Consider the following 18,835-nt stretch of genomic DNA (forward strand, 5'->3'; position numbering starts at 1 on the left):
CGCACCGCAGAAACAGCGCTCAGAACTCGTAAATCTCGGTGAGTTCATCCGACAGCAGTACCGTGTGGGGAAGTTCGCGCAGATCGTCGGCGTCGACAGAGATGCCTCGGAGCTGTGCGACCTCGGCATACGCTTCCCACGGGAAGGAATCGGGATTCTCGCGGTCGTCGTTGCGCACTAGAGCGAGAACCTCAGCGATCACGTCGGCTGCGGGCTGTTTCCACGACACCGCACCGCGGCGCCCATGATGAAAGCCAGTTACGCCGCGATCCATATCGAGCCGGATCATCGACTCATCCGACAGCCGCAGATACTGCGTCATCTTCATGCTCATGTGCGGCCGCGTGCTTTCTAGAACCGGATGATCGAGTTCACAGATAATGACGAGACCGGTCACCGTCAGCGTCGAGAGGTCGAAGGGGAGGCGCTGCGGCTGTTCGTTGAGTGACACGCCCTGATTGATTGGCGCATAGCTTCCTTGCTCATCGCTAACTGACATGGTGTGAAGTTTAGATCTTCGCCGTTGCGGACCGGGGCTGTTCGCTTTCGCGGCTGCCGACAGTCCCCAAACTGGTTAACCGCCGCCGCCCGAGAGTAGTGGAGTTTCTCTTACTTTTTCCGTAGGGTTGGGCACATGATGAGTTCAATCGGCGCGTTCGCAATGCTTCTCAATCTGCTCTTCGCCGCCGCGGTGATCGTCCTCTTTGTCTTACTTGTCTGGGCTCTGATCCTGTCGATCAAAGCGCTGCGAAAGTACCTCGGGCAACCGGGGTCGTCCGGCGCGAATGTGCACGGAAGTGAGTGAGCGGAATAGGTTCTCGCGGACACTCCTCGATTCGAAGAACGCATGAGTTCTCCCGCTAAGAACACCGCTGGGGCCGGCATTGCCAAACCCAGCGTGCTCGCACCCAGTGGCGGCTGGCGCTCAGGTGCCGGGCAACTCGCGTTCTGGCTTATCGCCGCTGTCGGAACGATCGTGCTCTGTGTCGCGTGGTTCTGGTACGGGTTGTCGTTCTCTGAAGAGATGACCGAGCAGTGCAAGTCGGTCGCGGCGAATTCATCCATGGCCGGGTTCGGACTAGCCTTCGGCGGAATCCCGCTCGTCATCATCCATGTTCTGATGCTGGTGCCCATGCTGGTGATCGGCGCGATGTACTACTCGAAACGAACTAGCGGCGTCGTGCTCGCCGTGGTGGTTGTTGTGGCCGCGAGTGGGTTCGGGATCGTCGTGAACGAACTGCTCTGGGAAGGGCAACTCTTCACCATGTCTGCGGCGAGTTCCGGATGCTTGTAAAGGGGGAGTGAACGTGGGGTTTAGTGAATTGAGCGCCGCTGATGCGGAGCTGTATCGGACGGTTCTCGAAGAGGACGGCCCGATTCGGCTGACCGAACTCGCGCAGTTGCTCCAGAGGGATGGCCAGGACCTCGTTCAGTTCGATGGCTCAGTCGACAGTCTTGTTCCGCTGTGGAGGTGGTTCATTTCATTTGCGCGCGCTGACTTTCCTGGAGTGCCACCGGATGCACGGTCACGGCGGGAGGCTGTCGAAGAGATCATCCCCGGATCATCGAGGCAAGATTATGCGTCTGAATTTCTCGTGCACTATCTATTTGAGGTTGCTAAGCGCGAACTGCGGGATGTTGTTTGGGCCTTGGATACTTGGAAGCCGGGCATGAGCTTTCAACGAACTGTGATGCAAAGTATTAACGATCGCGAAACCCAGATTCCCTACTCGCTGGACTCGTTCTGCTGGGGGCTCGTGCACCTCTTGACGTCCGGCAGGGGAGGAGCAGAGGCTCCTGAGAACTTGCTTCATCGCACCCTGCGGTCGATGCTCAACTTGCCACAAACCGCAGTCGCGGATGCCCTCACAAGGCAGCGCTCTGGAGACTCAATCCTTGAAGGTTCAGACGAGCCCGCTCCGCGTCGACCACCGTTATTGTTCGCGCCCGCTGCCGAACACTCGGTGTCGGACAGTTCTGAACCTGAGGACGACGAGCCTGTCGGCGATGAGCTCATTCTGGCGGCGCCCGATACTGATGTGGAGAATCTGGAAGACGCTCGTCCGCTCGACGCCGAGACGGTCGCCCAGACGCTGGCGCGTTTGGGATTCGTTTCTAGCGAGGGAGAACCGGTCACCGCGGCGGTCATCCTCGCTGAGGGGATGACCGAGTTCATGCGTACGGATCATGAGGTTGCCGTGATCGCTACCGCTGCGTACGGCGGCAGACTACGGGCCGTTCACGTCGACTCGATCAACCCCACAAAAGCTCAGTGGCAAGAAGTCATGACCGCACTGCAGACGCTCGCATCATCGCTCGACGCACGATTTGCGCGCGAAGACGAATTCGATTTCTTCGAAGAAGAGTAGACGGGGCGGGTAGCCGCACGGCTAATCCTCAAAGGTGTTGACCATGGCGTGCGCGGCACGGTCGAGGTACGCCCAGATCTCGGCGTCGTAGAGCGGCGGTAATTCGACCTAAGGTTGCGCTGTCGCCACGGTATCGTGCTCAGCATGAGAACCCTGCCGAAAACGGTCAGCACCGAGCATGGGCCGAGCGTCGAAGGTGCCGGGCCCGAACTCCTCACCGAATTGCTCGCAGAATTCGAGAGAGAACTGCGCGTAGTAGGTGCGCCAACGAGTCTTTTCAACCCCGGGTTAAATCCGGGCGACGTCGAACGGCAGTTTGAATCTCGGGTTCGGGCTGTCCCTCCAGAGCTACTTACCTGGTTCGAGTGGCACAACGGGGAACACCCCAGCTCGCCTGACACCGCACCGCAGGTTTTTTGGAGTGGACACACTTTCTGGGATATCGCGGGAGTCGTTCGCTTGCAAGATCTGGACATTGATGAAATCGCAGGCAACGAGCTGGATTGGGATCCCAACTGGCTTAGGCTCACCGGGCGTTGGGATAACGGCATTGCAATTCAGTGCTCAGACGCTGAGGCGTTGCCGTTGGTCAGGAAGGTCGCATTCGATACGAGAACCAATCCGGCTGATACTGACACCCAGCTCGTTTCGCTCTGCACGCCTATCGCATGGTGGATAGACGCTGTACGAAGTGGTCACTACCGCTGGAGCGATGCCGGGTGGACCCGCTACTTCGAACTGATCCCGCGTGAGAGGTCGTTCACCGGCTGGGTGTGAAGCGTACTCGCCAACTAATCCTCAAACGTATTAACCATGGCGTGCGCGGCACGATCGAGGTACGCCCAGATTTCGGCGTCGTAGAGCGGCGGCAACTCGAGAGTGTCGAGGGCGTTGCGCATGTGGTGCAACCAGCGGTCGCGAGCATCCGGGTTCACCTTGAAAGGCATGTGGCGTTGGCGTAGGCGGGGGTGCCCGCGTTCCTGGCTGTAGGTGTTCGGACCTCCCCAATACTGTTCCAAGAAACCCGTCAGGCGCTGGATGGCACCCTCAAGGTTGGGCTGCTCCGGGTACATCGGCAGCAAAACCTCATCCGTCGCTACGCCAACATAGAACTCGCGCACAAGCTTCTCGAACGTGTCGCGACCGCCGATGAGTTCCCACATCGAATCGGCCGGAGCATCCGGAGTCACCGCCGGCTTCGCGATGATGCGAATCTTCGGGCGCTTCGTGGGATCAGCCGTGTTCGCTGTCTCGGCAGCGTTCTCGGCACCAGCACCGGTCGCGCTCTCAGGGCCAGCCACGTTCTCAGGGTCGGTCATTTCTTGGGCTTCTCCTCGCCAAAGTTCACGGGCACCGGGCGCGTGCGGGGCGGTCGTGCACCGCGCACACTCGCAGCACCCTCAAAGCCACTCAACACGATCGAGTTCAATGCGGGAAGTTTGACACCCATCTCGTCCAAATCCTTCTTCAAACGGGCCCGCAGCTCGCGAGCAACATCATCCTTCGTCGCGGATGCCGTCTTCACCACCAGACGAACAACCACCGCCTCCGAGGAAATAGATTCAATGCCCCAAATCTCGGGCTGCTCCAAGATGCGAGTCGTCCATTTGGGAGTCTTATAGAGGTCAACGGCGGTCTTCAAGATGCGCTCCTGCACGGCATCCACATCAGAGTCATACGGCACAGCAAGATCGATGATCACGCGTGCCCAGCCCTGCGACATATTGCCCACCCTGGTGATCTCACCGTTGCGCACAAACCACAGGGTGCCGTTGACATCGCGAACCTGTGTGGTGCGGATGTCGACCGACTCGACAACACCAACAGCCGGCCCGAGGTCAACAATGTCGCCCACGCCCAGCTGGTCCTCGGCCACCATAAAGAGACCGTTCAGTACGTCTTTGACCACGTTTTGGGCACCGAAACCAAGACCAGCACCGGTGGCGGCGGTGATGAGCGCGAAGGCGCCCGTGGCATTCGGCGCGAAGAGATCGAATAGCAACAGCAGCACGACGATCACGATGGCGACCGTGACCAGACTAGAGAGAACCCCGCCGAGAGTGCGGGTGCGCTGAACAACACGCACAGCTGCCAGCGGAGAGGTCAGAAGAACTTGAGTGTCGTGGATGTTCTCCTTGTGCTTCACGCCGTTCACCACGCGGTCAACGACGCGCTTGATGACGAACAACAGAATGAAGCGAAGAACCCAGGCGCCGGCAATGATCACGGCACCTTGAAGAAGCGTCGAGTTCTCGTAAAACGCTCGCACCGCAGCCCAGAGGCCGCCGATCGTGAAATCTTCCATGCTCGGAGCCTAGCGAGTGACTTCTGTGTAGTCACCGCTAGGCCCCAGCATGCCCGCCGTGAGGCGGCTGAAAGGGGTTAGGAGTTGTCGCGAGCCTGCACGATCAGTGCACGCTCAACACCCGCAAGGTTTTCCACGATGATGCGGCGCAGCGCCGGCACATCGGGGTTCGCCTCGAGCCAGGCGTTCGTGGCATCCACGAGTTCCTGGCTAGCCAGCGGTGCCGGGTAGAGGCCACGGAGAACCGTCTCGGCAATCGCGTAGCTGCGGTTCGTCCACACATCGTTGATCGCCTCAAAGTACGGAGCCACAAAAGCTTCCAGCACAGCGGGGTCGTTCACGTGGGTGTAGCCCATGGTCACGTTGCGCACGATCGCGTTCGGAGCCTTGTCGCTCTTCACGAGGGAATCGAAGGCGGCCTGCTTGCCCGCCTCCGTGGTGATCGTGGCGCGAGCGCGGGCCGCGGCCTGCTGGCCGTTCGCCGTCTTGTCCTTGGCGAGAGCCTCATCCACTTCAGCATCACCGGCAGCACCGTTGAGCACGAGGCCCTCCAGAAGCTCCCAGCTCAGGTCAGTGTCAATTTCGAGACCGTCGAGCGTGGTCGAACCGCTGAGCAGAGCGTGCAGCACCGTGACATGCTGTTCGGTCGATGCCACATTCGCGAAGTACTTCACGAACTGGAACTGAGCATCCGATCCAGCCTCAGCACTCTGAGCGAGACCCCAGAGGGTGTCGCCGATCTTCTCGATCGTGGCCGCACGACGCTCCGGAGCAACGTACTGCTTAGCCACCAGAACCAGCTGCGCGAGCGTGGTGCGGATGGTGGTCGACTCGGTCTCCGACGCAATGTTGCCGAGAACCAGAGCGACATAATCGCTGGCCGGAGTCTCAGCATCACGAGCAGCATCCCACGCGGCACCCCACACGATGGCGCGAGCCAGCGGGTCAGTGATGTCAGAGAGATGCTTCATCGCGACAGCAAGCGACGAGTCATCGAGACGGATCTTCGCGTACGCGAGGTCGTCATCGTTGATCAGGATGAGGTCGGGGCGCGTGGTGCCGACGAGCTCGGGAACCTCGGTGCGCTCGCCCACAACATCGATCTCGATGCGGTGGTGGCGAACAAGCTTGCCGTCCTCCAGCGAGTAGTAACCGATAGCCAGACGGTGCGGGCGAATCGTGGGGTAGTCCTCGGTGGCGGTCTGAACGATCGCGAAGCTTTCGACGGTTCCGTCTTCGGCAGTCACGACATCCGGGCGCAGCGTGTTCACGCCAGCGGTCTCCAGCCAGAGCTTGCTCCACTCCATGAGCTCGCGGCCACTGGTCTTCTCCAGCTCGACCAGCAGATCCTTGAGCTCGGAGTTGCCGTAGGCGTGCTTCTTGAAGTACGCCGCAACGCCGGCCATGAACGCTTCGAGGCCAACCCAGGCAACGAGTTGCTTGAGAATCGAACCACCCTTGGCGTAGGTGATGCCGTCGAAGTTGACGAGAACATCATCGAGGTCGTTGATCGAGGCGTAGACGGGGTGCGTCGAGGGGAGCTGGTCCTGCTTGTAGGCCCAGCTCTTCTCCATGGCCGCGAACGTGGTCCACGCTTCGGTCCACTCGGTAGCTTCAGCGGTGGCGATAGTCGATGCCCATTCGGCGAATGACTCGTTGAGCCACAGGTCGTTCCACCACTTCATGGTGACGAGGTCGCCGAACCACATGTGAGCCAGCTCGTGCAGAATCGTGACAACGCGACGTTCCTTGATGGCGTCGGTCACCTTCGAACGGAACACATACGTCTCGGTGAACGTGACAGCGCCCGCGTTCTCCATGGCACCCGCGTTGAACTCGGGTACGAACATCTGGTCGTACTTCTCGAAGGGGTACGGGTACTGAAAGTGCTTCTCGAAGTACTCGAAGCCCTGCTTGGTCTTCTCGAAAATGTAGTCAGCATCGAGGTACTCGCTCAGCGAGGCACGCGTGAAGATTCCGAGGGGGATGACACGGCCATCGCTCGAGGTGAGCTCGTCGCGAACCTCGGCATACGGGCCCGCCACGATCGCGGTGATGTAGCTCGACATGATCTGAGTGGGCGGGAACTCCCACGTGGCGTTCTCGCCATCCACTACCGGAGTGGGCGTTGGCGAGTTGCTGATCAGAGCCCAGCGTGCCGGTGCCGTCACCGTGAACTGGAACGTGGCCTTGAGGTCAGGCTGCTCGAACACAGCGAAGACGCGACGCGAATCGGGCACCTCGAACTGCGAGTAGAGGTACACCTCGTCGTCAACGGGGTCAACGAAGCGGTGCAGGCCCTCACCGGTGTTGGTGTATTCGGCATCCGCTACAACTTCAAGAACGTTGTTCTCAGCAAGGTTGTCGAGCTGGATGCGCACACCATCGTTCACGGCAGCAACATCCAGTGCGGTGCCGTTGAGCGTGACCGAATCAACCGTGCGGGTGATCGAATCAATGAAAGTGGATGCGCCAGCAGTGGCAGTAAAGCGAACAGTCGTGCTGCTCTTAAACGTCTCAGGACCCGTAGTGAGGTCAAGCGCAATCTCATAGCTGTCAACGTTGACAATCGCTTTGCGTTCTTGCGCTTCAACTCGGGTGAGGTTCTCTCCGGGCACGTACAACTCCTTCGTGTTGGGGCGGTTTGTGACCGCACCTATCTACCTTATGCCGCGACCCCTCAAAGTAGGCACTAGCGGATGCTCGCGACCCTAGACTGGAGGAATGCGCATCCATATCGCCACCGATCACGCCGGCCTCGAGTTCAGTGCCACCCTGCAGCAGCACCTCATCGATGCTGGCCACGACGTGATCGATCACGGCCCCGTTGCCTACGACGCTCTCGACGATTACCCCGGGTTCTGCATCGCCGCAGCCCGTGGTGTTGCCGCCGACCAGGCTGCCGGTGTTGACGCCCTCGGTGTTGTGTTCGGCGGCTCGGGCAACGGTGAGCAAATGGCCGCCAACAAGGTCGTGGGCATCCGCGCCGCCCTCGTCTGGAACGACTCGACCGCCGTTCTGGCCCGCCAACACAACGACGCCAACGTCATCTCTATTGGTGCCCGCCAGCACACCGTCGACGAAGCCACGCGCTTTATCGACCTCTTCATTGCGGAGCCCTTCTCGGGCGACGAGCGTCACTCTCGCCGCATCGCCCAGCTTGCCGAATACGAAACCACCGGCGCCATCGCAGCGCACCCCTTCGCGCTCTAATGCCTGAGGGGCATTCCGTACATCGCATCGCGCGCCAGTTCGCGTTGCACTTCGTCGGCAAAACCGTCGCAGTGTCGTCTCCGCAAGGCCGCTTCGCCGCGGGAGCCGAACGCCTCGATGGACTTCGGATGCTCAGCGCCAAAGCCGTGGGCAAGCAGATGTTCCTCGAGTTTGAGCACGACCGCTGGTTGCGCGTGCACCTCGGGCTCTACGGAGCCTGGGACTTCGCGGGCAACTTCACCGCCGACGCGACGACGGCATCGGCCGCCGGTCGCATGGGGCAGACCAACCAGCACGGCACGTTTGTGGATGGTGCAGATGCTGACGGCTCGGGCGAGCTGAGCAGTGCCGCCGCTGGCGCGGGTAACTCGGTCGTCGGCGAGCACGAAGACTCGCTCGCGAGCATTGGTGCCCCGCGCCGCACTCGCTTGCGCATGTCGGAGCAAGAGAAAGCCTCCGACGACGTCTCAGACTTTCCGCCCGAGCCCATTGGTGCCGTGCGAGTGCGGCTCCTCACCACCGATACCTGCGCCGACTTGCGCGGGCCCACCGCGTGCGAAGTGCTGAATCCCGACGAGGTGCAGGTCGCGCTCAACAAGCTCGGGCCCGACCCTCTCGTCGACGACAATGGCGAAGGCGAAGAACGTTTTGTGGCGACCGTTCGAAAGAAGCAGACACCGATAGGCGTGCTGCTCATGGATCAGTCGGTCGTCAGCGGCATCGGCAACGTCTACCGCGCCGAGATTTTGTTCCGTGCTCGCCTCGACCCGCATACGCCGGGCAAGCTCATCCCTGAAGAGTTGCTGCGAGAACTCTGGCGCGACTGGGCCCACTTGCTCGAAACCGGTGTGCGTACCGGCCAGATGATGACGATGGATGGGCTCACTGGCGACGACTACACGGCGGCGCTCGCCAGCCGGGATGACCGCCACTGGGTGTATCACCGCGAAGGACTGCCGTGCCGCGTGTGTGGCACGAACATCGTCATGGAGATCGCTGCGGGTCGCAAGCTGTATTGGTGCCCCAGCTGCCAAGCACCGCTCGGCACGCGCCCGCGAAAAGGTTGACGTGCGTTACACGCCCCCGAACAACGCGTACGCTAGCTCAGAACTAGCCGCAGAAATGACAAGGGCACTGCCGAGTGAAACTGACTAACGCGCGCATCGTCGGCGACGATGCCTCTGCCCTGGTCGATGTCACCCTCGCCGAGGGACGCATCGTCGCTATCGAGCCGCACCGCGCGCCCGCGGCCGCTGACACCGCTCCCGGCGCGGACGCCGACTCCGCTCCCGACGCCGACCCCGAAACCGAAACCGTCGACCTCGACGGCCGCTGGATCATGCCCGGTCTCTGGGATCAGCACGTGCATTCCAGTATGTGGGCGCAGCAGTCGCAGCGTCTCGACCTCAGCCACACGACATCAGCAACCGAAGTCGCCGTCACTCTTGCGACCTCAGTTCTTCCCGAATCCGACGGCATCATCGTCGGTCAAGGTTTCCGCGATGCTCTCTGGCCCGACCAACCCACCCGCGAACTGCTTGACTCCGCGGTCTCCGACATCGCCGTCGTGCTCGTCAGCGGCGACCTGCACTCCTGCTGGCTCAACAGCCTCGCCCTCGAACGCTTCGGTTTTTACGACCACCCCACCGGGTTCCTGCGCGAAGAAGAAGCCTTCGCTGTCGGAAGCGCGCTCAGCCGAGTGGAACCCGACATTCTTGATGGCTGGATCCGTGACGGGGCTGCGGAAGCGGCATCCCGCGGTGTCGTTGGCATTGTCGACCTCGAAATGACGTGGGAGTTCGAGAACTGGCAGCGCCGTATGCTCGAAGGGTTCGACCTGTTTCGGGTGCGCGTCGGCGTCTACCCGCGCTTTCTCGAACGCGCCATCTTCGAAGGCCTCACCACCGGTCAACAGCTGGCACCGCTGCTCGAAGTGGGCCCATTCAAGATCATCACCGACGGGTCGCTCAACACCCGCACCGCGTACTGCGTCGAGCACTACCCGGGCGAACCACACAACAGGGGAGTGCTCAACATCCCCGCTGACGAACTCGTCGAGTGGATCCGCACTGCCAGTGGCGCTGGCCTCTCGCCCGCCGTGCACGCTATCGGCGATGACGCGAACACTCTTGCCCTCAATGCTTTTGAAATTGTCGGATGCCGTGGCCGCATCGAGCACGCGCAGTCGCTTTCTGAGTCGGACCTGCCTCGCTTCGCGGCTCTCGGCATTGCCGCGAGCGTGCAACCCGAACACGCCATGGACGACCGTGATGTAGCGGACGCTCTCTGGCCCGGACGCAACCACCGCACGATCGCGCTGCGCTCCATGCTCGACGCTGGCATCGAACTGCTGATGGGATCGGATGCTCCGGTTGCTCCGCTTGACCCGTGGGCAGCGATCGCGTCGGCTGTGAGTCGCAGTCGCGATGGGCGGGAGCCGTGGTATCCCGAACAGCGCATCACTGTAGCCGAAGCCCTCACGGCGTCAGCCCAGTCGACCATCGCCGTCGGCGAAGTGGCCGACATTGTCGTGACACGCAAAAACCCGCTCGACTGCAGCGGTGAAGAACTGCGGGCGATGCGGGTTGACGCGACAATCCTGGCCGGGCGCTTCACTCACAACCAGTTGTAGCTACGACGAATCGTAGGCGCAACTAGTGGCAGGCAAAGCGACCGCCAGAGACGTTACTTGGTGGCGAGGTGAGCGAAGAGGAACCAGCGGTCCTTCTCCAACCCACGAGCGATCTCAATTGCGACGTCTTCGCTGACCTTGTCGAGCTCACCGAGCTCATCAACCGCGGTGCGGACGGTCACGAGAGTGGCATCGATCGCAGCGATTACTTCAGCGATAACGTCATCAGCTTGCTGGAAGCCAGCGGTCATGCTGGGCGTGGTCGCGTTGGCGCCAACGGTCTGCGTGCGAGCGTCGATCGGGAGTCCGAGAGCAACAACGCGCTCTGCGGCTGTGTCAGCCCAGTCGCGGGCATGGTCGACGATGTCGTCGAGAAGTTCGTGGATGGCTTGGAAGTTCGCGCCGCGAACGTGCCAGTGTGCCTGCTTGCCGTCAATCGACAGCGCCGTGAGATCGGTGACCACGGGGGCCAAGAACTGGGCAACACCCGAGGTGACATCAGGGTCTGCTGAGGTCTGCGGAACTGCTTTAATTTCGGTCATTGTGTGCTCCTTCGTTGTTCTACAAAGACAACGCTACGCAGCCTCAAAAATTTCACAAGCAAGCTGAGGCAACGCTAACCCGCCGCAAAGCGGGGTTTCTGGCAGCGCCTAATGGATGCCAGCCCGCAACGCAGAGCACGCTCACGGGGGATATCCCCACCGCCGGTTTGTGTGCATCCACGCTGGGGAGTGTGTCTCGATTCCGCGATTCTGTAGGAGACGAACATCCGCCCCGCCAATGCGCGAGACTAAAGCGAGAGACCAATGACTACAGACACAGTGACGAAGCCCCACAATCCCTATTGGCAGCTCTGGCGCACCACGCCCAAAGAGCTGCTGTACCTGATCGTCGGCTTCCCGATTGCGATGACCGGATTCGGCGTGACAATCTCTCTCGTCGCCACCGGCATCGGCACGCTCGCGGTCTTCCTCATCGGCTTCTTCGTCATGATTCTGGCGTTGTATGTCGGCCGCGGCTTCGGGCTGGCTCACGTCAACCTCTTGGAATGGACTGGTCGTGCTCGGCTAGAGCGTCCCGACTGGCAAGACGATCGTGCCGCTACCGGATTCGGCGGCTGGCTCAGCGCCACCCTCGGCAACGCGCACTACTGGCTCTACCTGCTGCACACCACAATTCTTGGCTTCATTCTCACCATCATCACCTGGACGATCTCCTTCGTATGGCTCACCGTCGGACTCACTGGAATCTTCTCCTGGTTCCTCGACGGCGAAGTGCAAACCGGCGACCCCGACTGGTCACTCGGAGAGTGGTTCTTCGGACTCGTTGGCGTCAACACCACCGGCTGGAACCTCGAGATTGCCGACAACATTGTTGCTTTCGTTGTTGGCCTGATCTTCATCGCAACCCTCCCTTTCGTAACCCGCGGCCTTGTCATGACGCAGTGGTGGCTGGCTCGCGGCACCCTCACTGCATTCAAATCGGATGGCCTGCGCCGCGAAGTGCAGTCACTTGAGGAGTCGCGCGGCGCCGCTCTCTCGGCGGAAGGCCACTCGCTTCGTCGGCTCGAGCGCGACATCCACGATGGCCCGCAGCAGCGTCTAGTGCGACTGCAAATGGATCTTGCGGCCGCCGAGCGCCAGCTCGATACCAATCCAGACAAGGCTCGCCAGTTGCTCGCGGAAGCCCAAGCGCAGTCGGCTGAAGCGCTCGAAGAACTGCGGGCGCTGTCTCGCGGGTTCGCACCGCCACTTTTGCTCGACCGTGGCCTTGTGGCAGCCCTTGAATCAGTAGCGGCGCGCGCAGCTGTGCCAACGACGCTCACCTCCGAGCTTCCGACCCCGCTCGTTCTTCCAGGCGAAGTCGAGCGTGCGTCGTACTTCGTTGTCGCTGAATTGCTCACCAACGTCGCCAAGCACGCTCACGCTGGCCATGCCTCCGTTCAGCTTCTCACCGAGCAATCGGATGGCCGTCCCTGGCTCCTCGTTCAGGTCACGGATGATGGCCAGGGCGGCGCCGCGGTGCTCGCCGACCACGGTCTTGCTGGCATCGAAGAGCGTGTTCGCGGTGTCGGCGGACGCCTCGAGATCGAGAGCCCCGCTGGCGGACCAACGACGGTAACGGCGCGGCTGCCTTTGCCCAAGCTGAGTGCAGATCGGGCGCCCGTTGACCTCTAGTCTTAAGCGCATGAGCCCTTTGCGCGTCGCTGTTGCTGATGATTCGGTACTGCTGCGCGAAGGGCTCGTGCGTGTGCTCGTCGAAGCCGGCTTCGATGTTGTCGGTGCGTTCGGGGATGCGGATGAACTGCTCGCGAACCTCGATGACTGTGCTCCCGATCTTGTGGTGCTCGATGTGCGCATGCCGCCCACATTTCGGGATGAGGGAGTGCGCGCTGCTATTCGCTTGCGTGAATTGCGGCCCCAGCTCGGCATCCTCCTTCTCTCGCAGTATGTCGAGGTTGTGTACGCGCAAGAACTCTTGTCGTCAGGTCGCGGCGGGGTTGGCTACCTCTTGAAGGACCGCGTCGCGTCGCTGGATGAGCTGCAGGATGCGGTGGAGCGGATTTCTGCCGGTAGCACGGTGCTTGATCCCGAAGTTGTGGCCCAGCTAGTTGGCCGTCGGCAGGATCCGTTGATGTCATTGACGCCGCGGGAGCATGAGGTCATGACACTGGTGGCGGAGGGCCGCACGAATACGGCTATCGCCAAACAGCTCGTCATCGGTGTTGGCGCGGTCGAAAAGAACGTGACGGCAATTTTTCAGAAGCTGAATCTCGAAGATTCGGGCAGCGACCACCGCCGCGTTCTCGCGGTGCTCACCTGGCTCCAGCGCTAGCGTCGCCTTCTTCTTGCTTAGCGAAGGGCGCTGAACTTGGTGTTGAGCGTCTTGAGATCGCGGATGCGCCGCTCGAGCGTAATGCCGAGGAACAACACGATCGCGCCACCGACCACAGCCCACAGCCACCACGAGGTCAGCTGGTAGAAGCTGATGAGCGCGGGAGCAAAAGTGTGCGACGCGTGAATGAGAACGACAACGGTGGCAATGATGAGGGGCGCTTTGAGCTTCAGCCATGCTCCGAGCACGATGATCGTCACGGCGACGATACCGAGAGCAACAATGCGCCACTGAGTTCCCGCGCTATCGGTGTCAACAAACGTCGCGATGAGACTGGGGGCCAGCAGCACAACGAGGCCGCCGCTGAGCCACTGCATGCTGCGCGCATCCGGGTCGCTCACCATCCGCAGCCCTCCGTGGGCAAGCAGAGCCACCCCGAGAAGCGCGGACACCCACTCGAGTGGCTCCACGAGCGTTCCGAAATACCCGATCACACCAAGGATGCTGGCGAGAGTGAAAGCGAGGTAGCTCATGCGGTGGGTAAGCGGTCGTGTAGAGGCACGAGCCGCGAGCACGAGAAGAACGCTGCCGAGTGCCACCAGGCCAATGATGCGAACGGCGTCGACCGACGCGTTTCGCTGGTCTGTGCCGAGCAACGCCAGAATTTCTATTCCGTAGAGCAACACGAGGGCACTGCCGAGCAGCACTTCGCTCATGGCTGCCCATCCCGGGCGGTTTTCGTCACGAGAGAATCCACTGGCAGCGGCACCGAAGCTGGCGAGAGCCAGCAGCGCAACTGCGACCAGCAGACCGGAGTCGAGTTCGGGCAACAGTCCTCTATTTTCAGACAGCAGGATGAACGCCCGTGACGCGGTCGCGAGAATGAGCCCGGATGCGGACGCAATGATTGCGACGCCCCAGAAGTCGATGAGCTCGCTGCGTGGTTCTACGAAAGCGGCAGCGACTAAGAGAGCTCCGCAGAGCCCGGCAATGATGAGAGTGCGGAGTCCGTTGCCGTCCGCAGCATTGAGTGCGAGGGGAAGCGCTGCAATGAGGAGGCCGACGAGAGCGATCGCCGGTGCGGAAGCTAGCCGCGCCGCTCTCAGCTCTGCGCGTGCAATCAGTATCGAGAGGGCGATCACGACGGCGCTGAGAGGCAAAACGTACGCTTCAAGAGCGTCGACGCGGGCCTGATCGAGTCGAAGCCACAGTGCCCACGTGCCGAACGCCACCGCAGCCCACACCATGTGGCGGCGAAGCGATACCGACCCGAACACTCCGTCAGTCGAAATGGAACTGAGAAGCAGTGCGACCGACACAAACAATACGATCAGCCATGGTGTGCTCTGTGGCTCGATCACCGCACTCACCGTCGCGATTGCGGCAACCGTAAGGGCACTGATCTCGCTTGCTCGACGAACGGAACTACGGTGATCCCGCAGTCGCAGAATCATGCTGAATGCTGCCACGAGCACGGCTGCGGTTGCTGGAGCTAGTTCGATCACGACCACCGAGAGCTCGAGTAATCTACCGGTGCTATCGAACAGCCAGGCGGTCGCTGGGGCGAGAGCTGCCGCTGCGGCAACGTTCTCGGGCACAAACGTGTGTGCGCCTCGCGCGAAAATGGTGAAGCTCAACGCCACGACGAGGAGCGCGGCACCCAGGGTGTTGATGACGGCTACATCGAGCATGAAAGGAGCTGTGACTCCTGATCCGCCGACGACGTTTGCGTTCCAGAAGTGTGCTCCGGCGAATGCGGTCGCGCCGAAGCCCGTCCACCAGAGTGCTTGCGGTTCGAGCATCGCGACCTCACGCGATCGAATAATCAGTGCTCGTGCGATCATCCCGTAGCCAAGGATGGCGGCGATCAGCCAGAACTCGAGGTACTGCACAACGCCCAAGGCGTAGGTAGCGAGTGTGATGAACGACGCGAGAGCGAACGCAAGGTAGGTCACGTGGGGAGTGAGAGGCGGAGTCGTGAAGCGTGCGCCCACCACGAGAAGCACTGCGCCGAGAGCAACTAAGGCAAGCACCCGGATGTCAGTGAGCGGTGTCGACGAAGTGGACGGGTCGATCACGATGATGCCTTCAACCACATACAGCAGTGTCACGGCGGCGCCGAGCAGCACGGGCCCCGACCGCTGCCACAGGGTGGAGTGCGAGACACGCGCGAAACCAGCGGAGGCGAGCCCGAAACTCGCGATCGTCATGAGGGCTACAGCGCCGATGAGCCACACTTCAGCTTCGGGCAGCGCACTCGGTGCGGCGGTCACGGAATAGAGAACGCGCGCTGCTGTTGCGGTGATGAGTCCCGTGGCTGAGGCGACAACGGCGATTCCCCAGAAACTGAGCAACGACTCGCGCGGCGCAATGAACGACGCGGCCATCAGGAGCGCCGCACACAGGGCGGAGATGACGAGGGTGCTGGTGCCTGAGCCACTTGCGGAGTTCAGCGCGAGCGGCACAACGGCAATAAGGAGTCCAGCGAGAGCGATGAACGCGCCAGAACGCAGGCGGGATTCGCGTAGTTCTGCTCTGGCCGTAAAGATCGAGATTGCCACCACAACCGTGGCAAGCGGCAGCACATAGGCCTCGAGAGCTTCGACCCGATATTGCTCAAGGCGCAACCACAAGGCCCACGTGGAGAACGCGACCGCACCCCAGATAACAAAGCGCCGTGGCGAAGCTGAGCCTACGATTCCGTCGGCGGAGATCGATGCCAGCAGAAGGGTGATCGACACGAGAAGCGCGATCAGCCAGTGTGTCTCGTGGGGCTGAAGAATTGCACTCGCTGTGGTGAACAGTGCAACGGTGAGCGCGCTGAGTTCAGCGATACGTCGCACGAATGTGTGGCGGCCCCGCACACGCAGGGTCATCGTGAGCGCTCCGACGAGAACGGATGCCGTGGCCGGCGCTAACTCGATCGCTATAGCGCCGAGACCAGCCGTACGGCTCGCACTATCGAGTGCCCACACCAGCGCGGGCGCGAGCGCCGCAGCGGCAACGAAACTTTCGATAGAGCGCCCTGTCAGTGCACTCGTTCCGCTCGCAGCGTTCGTAGCACCCGTATTTGCTGATGCTCGGGCAAGCAGCGCGGTGTTATTCAGCATGGTGACGATAAGCACAGTGACAAACAGCACAGAGACGAGCAGGCTGATAGAGGTGAGGCTCAGGGCGAGTGGTGCGTTCGCGAAAGGGGCCCCGCTGCCTGTTGCTACCCAGAGAATGGTGCCCGCAACTGCGGTGCCGACAAACCCTATCCACCACAGAACCTGTCGTTCGAGGGCGGTCACTTCGCGGGTGCGGGGCCAGAGCGATCGCGCGCTGATGACGACGGCAAGAACGGAGACGGTCATCCAGGATTCGAGCGGATGGGGATCGAGGGGAGTGAGCGCAAACTGCAGCTGTTCTCCCACGCCCGCAGCCGCGAGCAACAGCACAAGCGTCGTTAAGGCCAGCATCGTCGTGCGAACTGAAACAACGGTCACGAGGTAGCGGGCAGCAAAGAGCACGGCCGCTGTGCCGAGGCTGGCGAGAAGCCACGTTCCGTAGCTCGACCATCCTGAACCGAAGGCAAGCGCTAAGGGTGTGAAGCCGCCCAGCGCAAGAATGGCTGTGCTGAGGCGCAGTCCGGGGCGGTGGCGTTGGCTCACACCGATCGCCACGACAGCCAGTACAGCTAGCGCAAGCCACACCGCGACAGCGAGCAGCAGTGTTCCGGCCAGCGGCGCTGCCAGGGCAAGCGCGGCACCTGCGCTCGCGAGCAGTAAAGAAAGCCGACCGCGGAGTTGGCGCGTGGCCCACCACGCCAACGCCATAATCGCTGGAACGCTGAGGATGGCAAGCTGAGGCCAGCCGTCGTCACTGATGGCGAACGGAGCGCTCGCCGCGGTAGTGCGGCGCAGTGACGTCTGAGAGAAATACTGCAGCGCTACAGAGAGCGACTCGCTGAGGGGCGCGATCAGCGCAATCGCGGTAATCGTCCACACGCCGAGCGATGCCCACAGGGTGGTACTCCGGCTTGTCGCGCCGTAGTGTCGCCCGCTCGCCTCGCTCAGCACCGCAAGGGTGGTGAGTGCAGCGACAATGGAGAACACCGCGATAGGGGAGTCGTTCGATAAGAGAGTCGACACTGCTGTCGCAATCGTGAGACCCGCGATCATTGCGAAGGTGTTGCGGATGATCGGATCGAAGGCCGCACGATGAGCCGCGACGCTGTGGATTGCCGCTACCGTGCCTAAGACGAGGAGCCAGATTCCCGTCGAGCGATTGCCAGCGGATTCTGACAAGACGAACAGAGAGATAATTGCGCTGAAGAACCCGATCGAGAGCCCCAAGTAGGCGAAAACGATCATGGTCGTGCGCTCTACTCGCCCCGAGTATTCTCCGTGCGCAGCCACGAGGTAGATCAGCGTTGCGGTGGTGAACGCCACCATAGGGAGCAGCACATTAGCCTCGTGGAAGCGTCCGTCGGCCACGCCGGCGACGACGAGGGCAGCTGCGGGCGGGAAAGCCACGAACGCCACCACATTGACGAGCCTGATTGTGCTTGCCCGATGCCACCATATGAATCCCAGCGCAGCGGCGATCATCGCTGAGCCCCAGTACGTGCGGCCGGCAGAGTCGCCGACGACAAGTAGTTCATTAGCGCGCACAGCGTAGATATCGAGCCCGACAAGCACGACGGCAAGCGCGGATAGCGCTTCAGCGGTAGCAGTGAGCCCACGCTTCTTCACCATGGTTGCGCCGACGATGCTGGCGATAGTGATGGTTGCGATGATCGCTGACCGCCAAATGAGCCCAAAGCTAATGAAGGCGTAGATAAGGAAGAAGATTGCGCCGACTGAGAGCAGCGACACTCCCACGATCAGCAGGATGACTTGGATGCCCGCGTGGGAGCGAGCAGCGGGGGCGTCGATCGTTGTCGGAGCTGTGGCTTCAGCATCGTGTGGAGCTGAAACGGGAGTCAGCGTCGCCGAAGCGGCCGGCGTGGATACTTGCGGCGCGGGAGCAGCGCTGGGCGTGGGCTGCGGGAACTGCGGATGCGCCGGAGCCTCGATCGGAGCCGGCGTTTCTTGGTCCGCAACGGTGTGATCGTTGGATTGCAACATGGCGGCCGCGCGGGCTGCGCGTTGTGCTGTCGCAGCTTCGAGCGCAGCGTATTCGGCATCCCGAGCTTCGTCACGAACGCGTTTGCGTTCGGCTGCGGTCTCGAAACGAATCTTGCCGATGAGCTCGAGCCGGGACTCGAGCAGTGCTGCGACGTCGAGCGATTCTTCGCGGAGAAGGGCGGCATCCGGGTGATTGAGATCAAGCCCACATTGCGAGCAAACTGCGGAAGGCGGGAGCGCGACAAAGCACGCCGGGCATCGCGAAGTATCTGTGAGGTCGAGCGGTCCACGAGGAAAAAGAACGTGACCGACGTGCTCTATGAACGAACGCGGTGCATCAACCATGTACTCGGGACTTCCTTTCGGGAGG

The 18,835-nt window shown here is 61.6% G+C and carries 15 protein-coding genes; 9 read left to right on the forward strand and 6 right to left on the reverse strand.

Annotation, left to right across the window (positions count from 1 at the left end; translation table 11 throughout):
• Positions 1-19: 19 nt before the first annotated feature.
• The gene (locus I6E60_RS06800; protein ID WP_197179421.1) at positions 20-499 is read right to left on the reverse strand and encodes a hypothetical protein; all 480 of its coding nucleotides are present in this window, start codon (positions 497-499) and stop codon (positions 20-22) included.
• Between the two features lie 135 nt (positions 500-634).
• Between I6E60_RS06800 and I6E60_RS06805 the strand changes: the two genes are divergently transcribed.
• The 4 genes from I6E60_RS06805 to I6E60_RS06820 all read left to right on the forward strand — a co-directional run bounded on the left by I6E60_RS06805 (position 635) and on the right by I6E60_RS06820 (position 3,146).
• Positions 635-805, forward strand: a complete 171-nt coding sequence (locus I6E60_RS06805) for a hypothetical protein (RefSeq protein WP_197179422.1) — start codon at positions 635-637, stop codon at positions 803-805.
• A gap of 42 nt (positions 806-847) precedes the next feature.
• Positions 848-1,294, forward strand: a complete 447-nt coding sequence (locus tag I6E60_RS06810; protein WP_197179424.1) for a hypothetical protein — start codon at positions 848-850, stop codon at positions 1,292-1,294.
• 13 nt (positions 1,295-1,307) lie between these two features.
• Complete coding sequence (locus I6E60_RS06815; RefSeq protein ID WP_197179426.1) at positions 1,308-2,369, forward strand: hypothetical protein; 1,062 nt, start codon at positions 1,308-1,310, stop codon at positions 2,367-2,369.
• A 144-nt stretch (positions 2,370-2,513) separates the two neighbouring features.
• Entirely contained in the window at positions 2,514-3,146 is a 633-nt protein-coding gene (locus tag I6E60_RS06820; protein ID WP_197179428.1) for a hypothetical protein, read from the forward strand.
• A 14-nt stretch (positions 3,147-3,160) separates the two neighbouring features.
• Here I6E60_RS06820 and I6E60_RS06825 read toward each other — a convergent pair whose 3' ends face one another.
• The 3 genes from I6E60_RS06825 to pepN form a co-directional block, all read right to left on the reverse strand.
• Positions 3,161-3,532: a globin gene (locus tag I6E60_RS06825; RefSeq protein WP_197180042.1), complete on the reverse strand. Its 372-nt coding sequence runs from the start codon at positions 3,530-3,532 to the stop codon at positions 3,161-3,163.
• 152 nt (positions 3,533-3,684) lie between these two features.
• The gene (locus tag I6E60_RS06830) at positions 3,685-4,674 is read right to left on the reverse strand and encodes a mechanosensitive ion channel family protein (protein ID WP_197179430.1); all 990 of its coding nucleotides are present in this window, start codon (positions 4,672-4,674) and stop codon (positions 3,685-3,687) included.
• 77 nt (positions 4,675-4,751) lie between these two features.
• Positions 4,752-7,292, reverse strand: a complete 2,541-nt coding sequence (gene pepN, locus I6E60_RS06835) for an aminopeptidase N (RefSeq protein WP_197179432.1) — start codon at positions 7,290-7,292, stop codon at positions 4,752-4,754.
• 106 nt (positions 7,293-7,398) lie between these two features.
• On the opposite strand from pepN, the gene I6E60_RS06840 reads away from it, so the two are divergent.
• The 3 genes from I6E60_RS06840 (at position 7,399) to I6E60_RS06850 (ending at position 10,519) form a co-directional block, all read left to right on the forward strand.
• Positions 7,399-7,887: a ribose-5-phosphate isomerase gene (locus I6E60_RS06840; protein WP_197124219.1), complete on the forward strand. Its 489-nt coding sequence runs from the start codon at positions 7,399-7,401 to the stop codon at positions 7,885-7,887.
• On the forward strand, positions 7,887-8,954 hold the full coding sequence (locus I6E60_RS06845; RefSeq protein ID WP_197179434.1) for an Fpg/Nei family DNA glycosylase: 1,068 nt from the start codon (positions 7,887-7,889) through the stop codon (positions 8,952-8,954). The genes I6E60_RS06840 and I6E60_RS06845 overlap by 1 nt, the downstream gene beginning before the upstream one ends.
• 74 nt (positions 8,955-9,028) lie before the next feature.
• Positions 9,029-10,519 carry an amidohydrolase gene (locus I6E60_RS06850; RefSeq protein ID WP_197179436.1) on the forward strand — a complete coding sequence of 497 codons (1,491 nt, stop codon included), beginning with the start codon at positions 9,029-9,031 and terminating at the stop codon, positions 10,517-10,519.
• Between the two features lie 53 nt (positions 10,520-10,572).
• Here I6E60_RS06850 and I6E60_RS06855 read toward each other — a convergent pair whose 3' ends face one another.
• Positions 10,573-11,061, reverse strand: coding sequence for a Dps family protein (locus I6E60_RS06855; RefSeq protein WP_197179438.1), 489 nt, complete (start codon positions 11,059-11,061; stop codon positions 10,573-10,575).
• 264 nt (positions 11,062-11,325) lie between these two features.
• On the opposite strand from I6E60_RS06855, the gene I6E60_RS06860 reads away from it, so the two are divergent.
• Both I6E60_RS06860 and I6E60_RS06865 read left to right on the forward strand, forming a co-directional pair.
• Positions 11,326-12,696, forward strand: coding sequence for a sensor histidine kinase (locus I6E60_RS06860; RefSeq protein WP_197179441.1), 1,371 nt, complete (start codon positions 11,326-11,328; stop codon positions 12,694-12,696).
• Positions 12,697-12,706: 10 nt separating this feature from the next.
• On the forward strand, positions 12,707-13,354 hold the full coding sequence (locus tag I6E60_RS06865) for a response regulator transcription factor (protein ID WP_231601149.1): 648 nt from the start codon (positions 12,707-12,709) through the stop codon (positions 13,352-13,354).
• A gap of 17 nt (positions 13,355-13,371) precedes the next feature.
• Here the strand turns inward: I6E60_RS06865 and I6E60_RS06870 are convergent, their stop codons facing one another.
• Positions 13,372-18,810: an SCO7613 C-terminal domain-containing membrane protein gene (locus I6E60_RS06870; protein ID WP_197179443.1), complete on the reverse strand. Its 5,439-nt coding sequence runs from the start codon at positions 18,808-18,810 to the stop codon at positions 13,372-13,374.
• Between the last annotated feature and the right edge of the window lie 25 nt (positions 18,811-18,835).

Origin of the sequence: Salinibacterium sp. SWN167, from assembly GCF_015864665.1 — a bacterium.
In the GTDB taxonomy this organism is placed as follows: Bacteria; Actinomycetota; Actinomycetes; order Actinomycetales; family Microbacteriaceae; genus Rhodoglobus.

Excerpts from the sequence above, each read along its gene's own strand:
- I6E60_RS06800 (WP_197179421.1), bottom strand. The coding sequence starts at position 499 with ATGTCAGTTAGCGATGAGCAAGGAAGCTATGCGCCAATCAATCAGGGC.
- I6E60_RS06805 (WP_197179422.1), top strand. The coding sequence starts at position 635 with ATGATGAGTTCAATCGGCGCGTTCGCAATGCTTCTCAATCTGCTCTTC.
- I6E60_RS06810 (WP_197179424.1), top strand. The coding sequence starts at position 848 with ATGAGTTCTCCCGCTAAGAACACCGCTGGGGCCGGCATTGCCAAACCC.
- I6E60_RS06820 (WP_197179428.1), top strand. The coding sequence starts at position 2,514 with ATGAGAACCCTGCCGAAAACGGTCAGCACCGAGCATGGGCCGAGCGTC.
- I6E60_RS06825 (WP_197180042.1), bottom strand. The coding sequence starts at position 3,532 with ATGTGGGAACTCATCGGCGGTCGCGACACGTTCGAGAAGCTTGTGCGC.
- I6E60_RS06830 (WP_197179430.1), bottom strand. The coding sequence starts at position 4,674 with ATGGAAGATTTCACGATCGGCGGCCTCTGGGCTGCGGTGCGAGCGTTT.
- I6E60_RS06840 (WP_197124219.1), top strand. The coding sequence starts at position 7,399 with ATGCGCATCCATATCGCCACCGATCACGCCGGCCTCGAGTTCAGTGCC.
- I6E60_RS06845 (WP_197179434.1), top strand. The coding sequence starts at position 7,887 with ATGCCTGAGGGGCATTCCGTACATCGCATCGCGCGCCAGTTCGCGTTG.
- I6E60_RS06855 (WP_197179438.1), bottom strand. The coding sequence starts at position 11,061 with ATGACCGAAATTAAAGCAGTTCCGCAGACCTCAGCAGACCCTGATGTC.
- I6E60_RS06860 (WP_197179441.1), top strand. The coding sequence starts at position 11,326 with ATGACTACAGACACAGTGACGAAGCCCCACAATCCCTATTGGCAGCTC.
- I6E60_RS06865 (WP_231601149.1), top strand. The coding sequence starts at position 12,707 with ATGAGCCCTTTGCGCGTCGCTGTTGCTGATGATTCGGTACTGCTGCGC.
- I6E60_RS06870 (WP_197179443.1), bottom strand. The coding sequence starts at position 18,810 with ATGGTTGATGCACCGCGTTCGTTCATAGAGCACGTCGGTCACGTTCTT.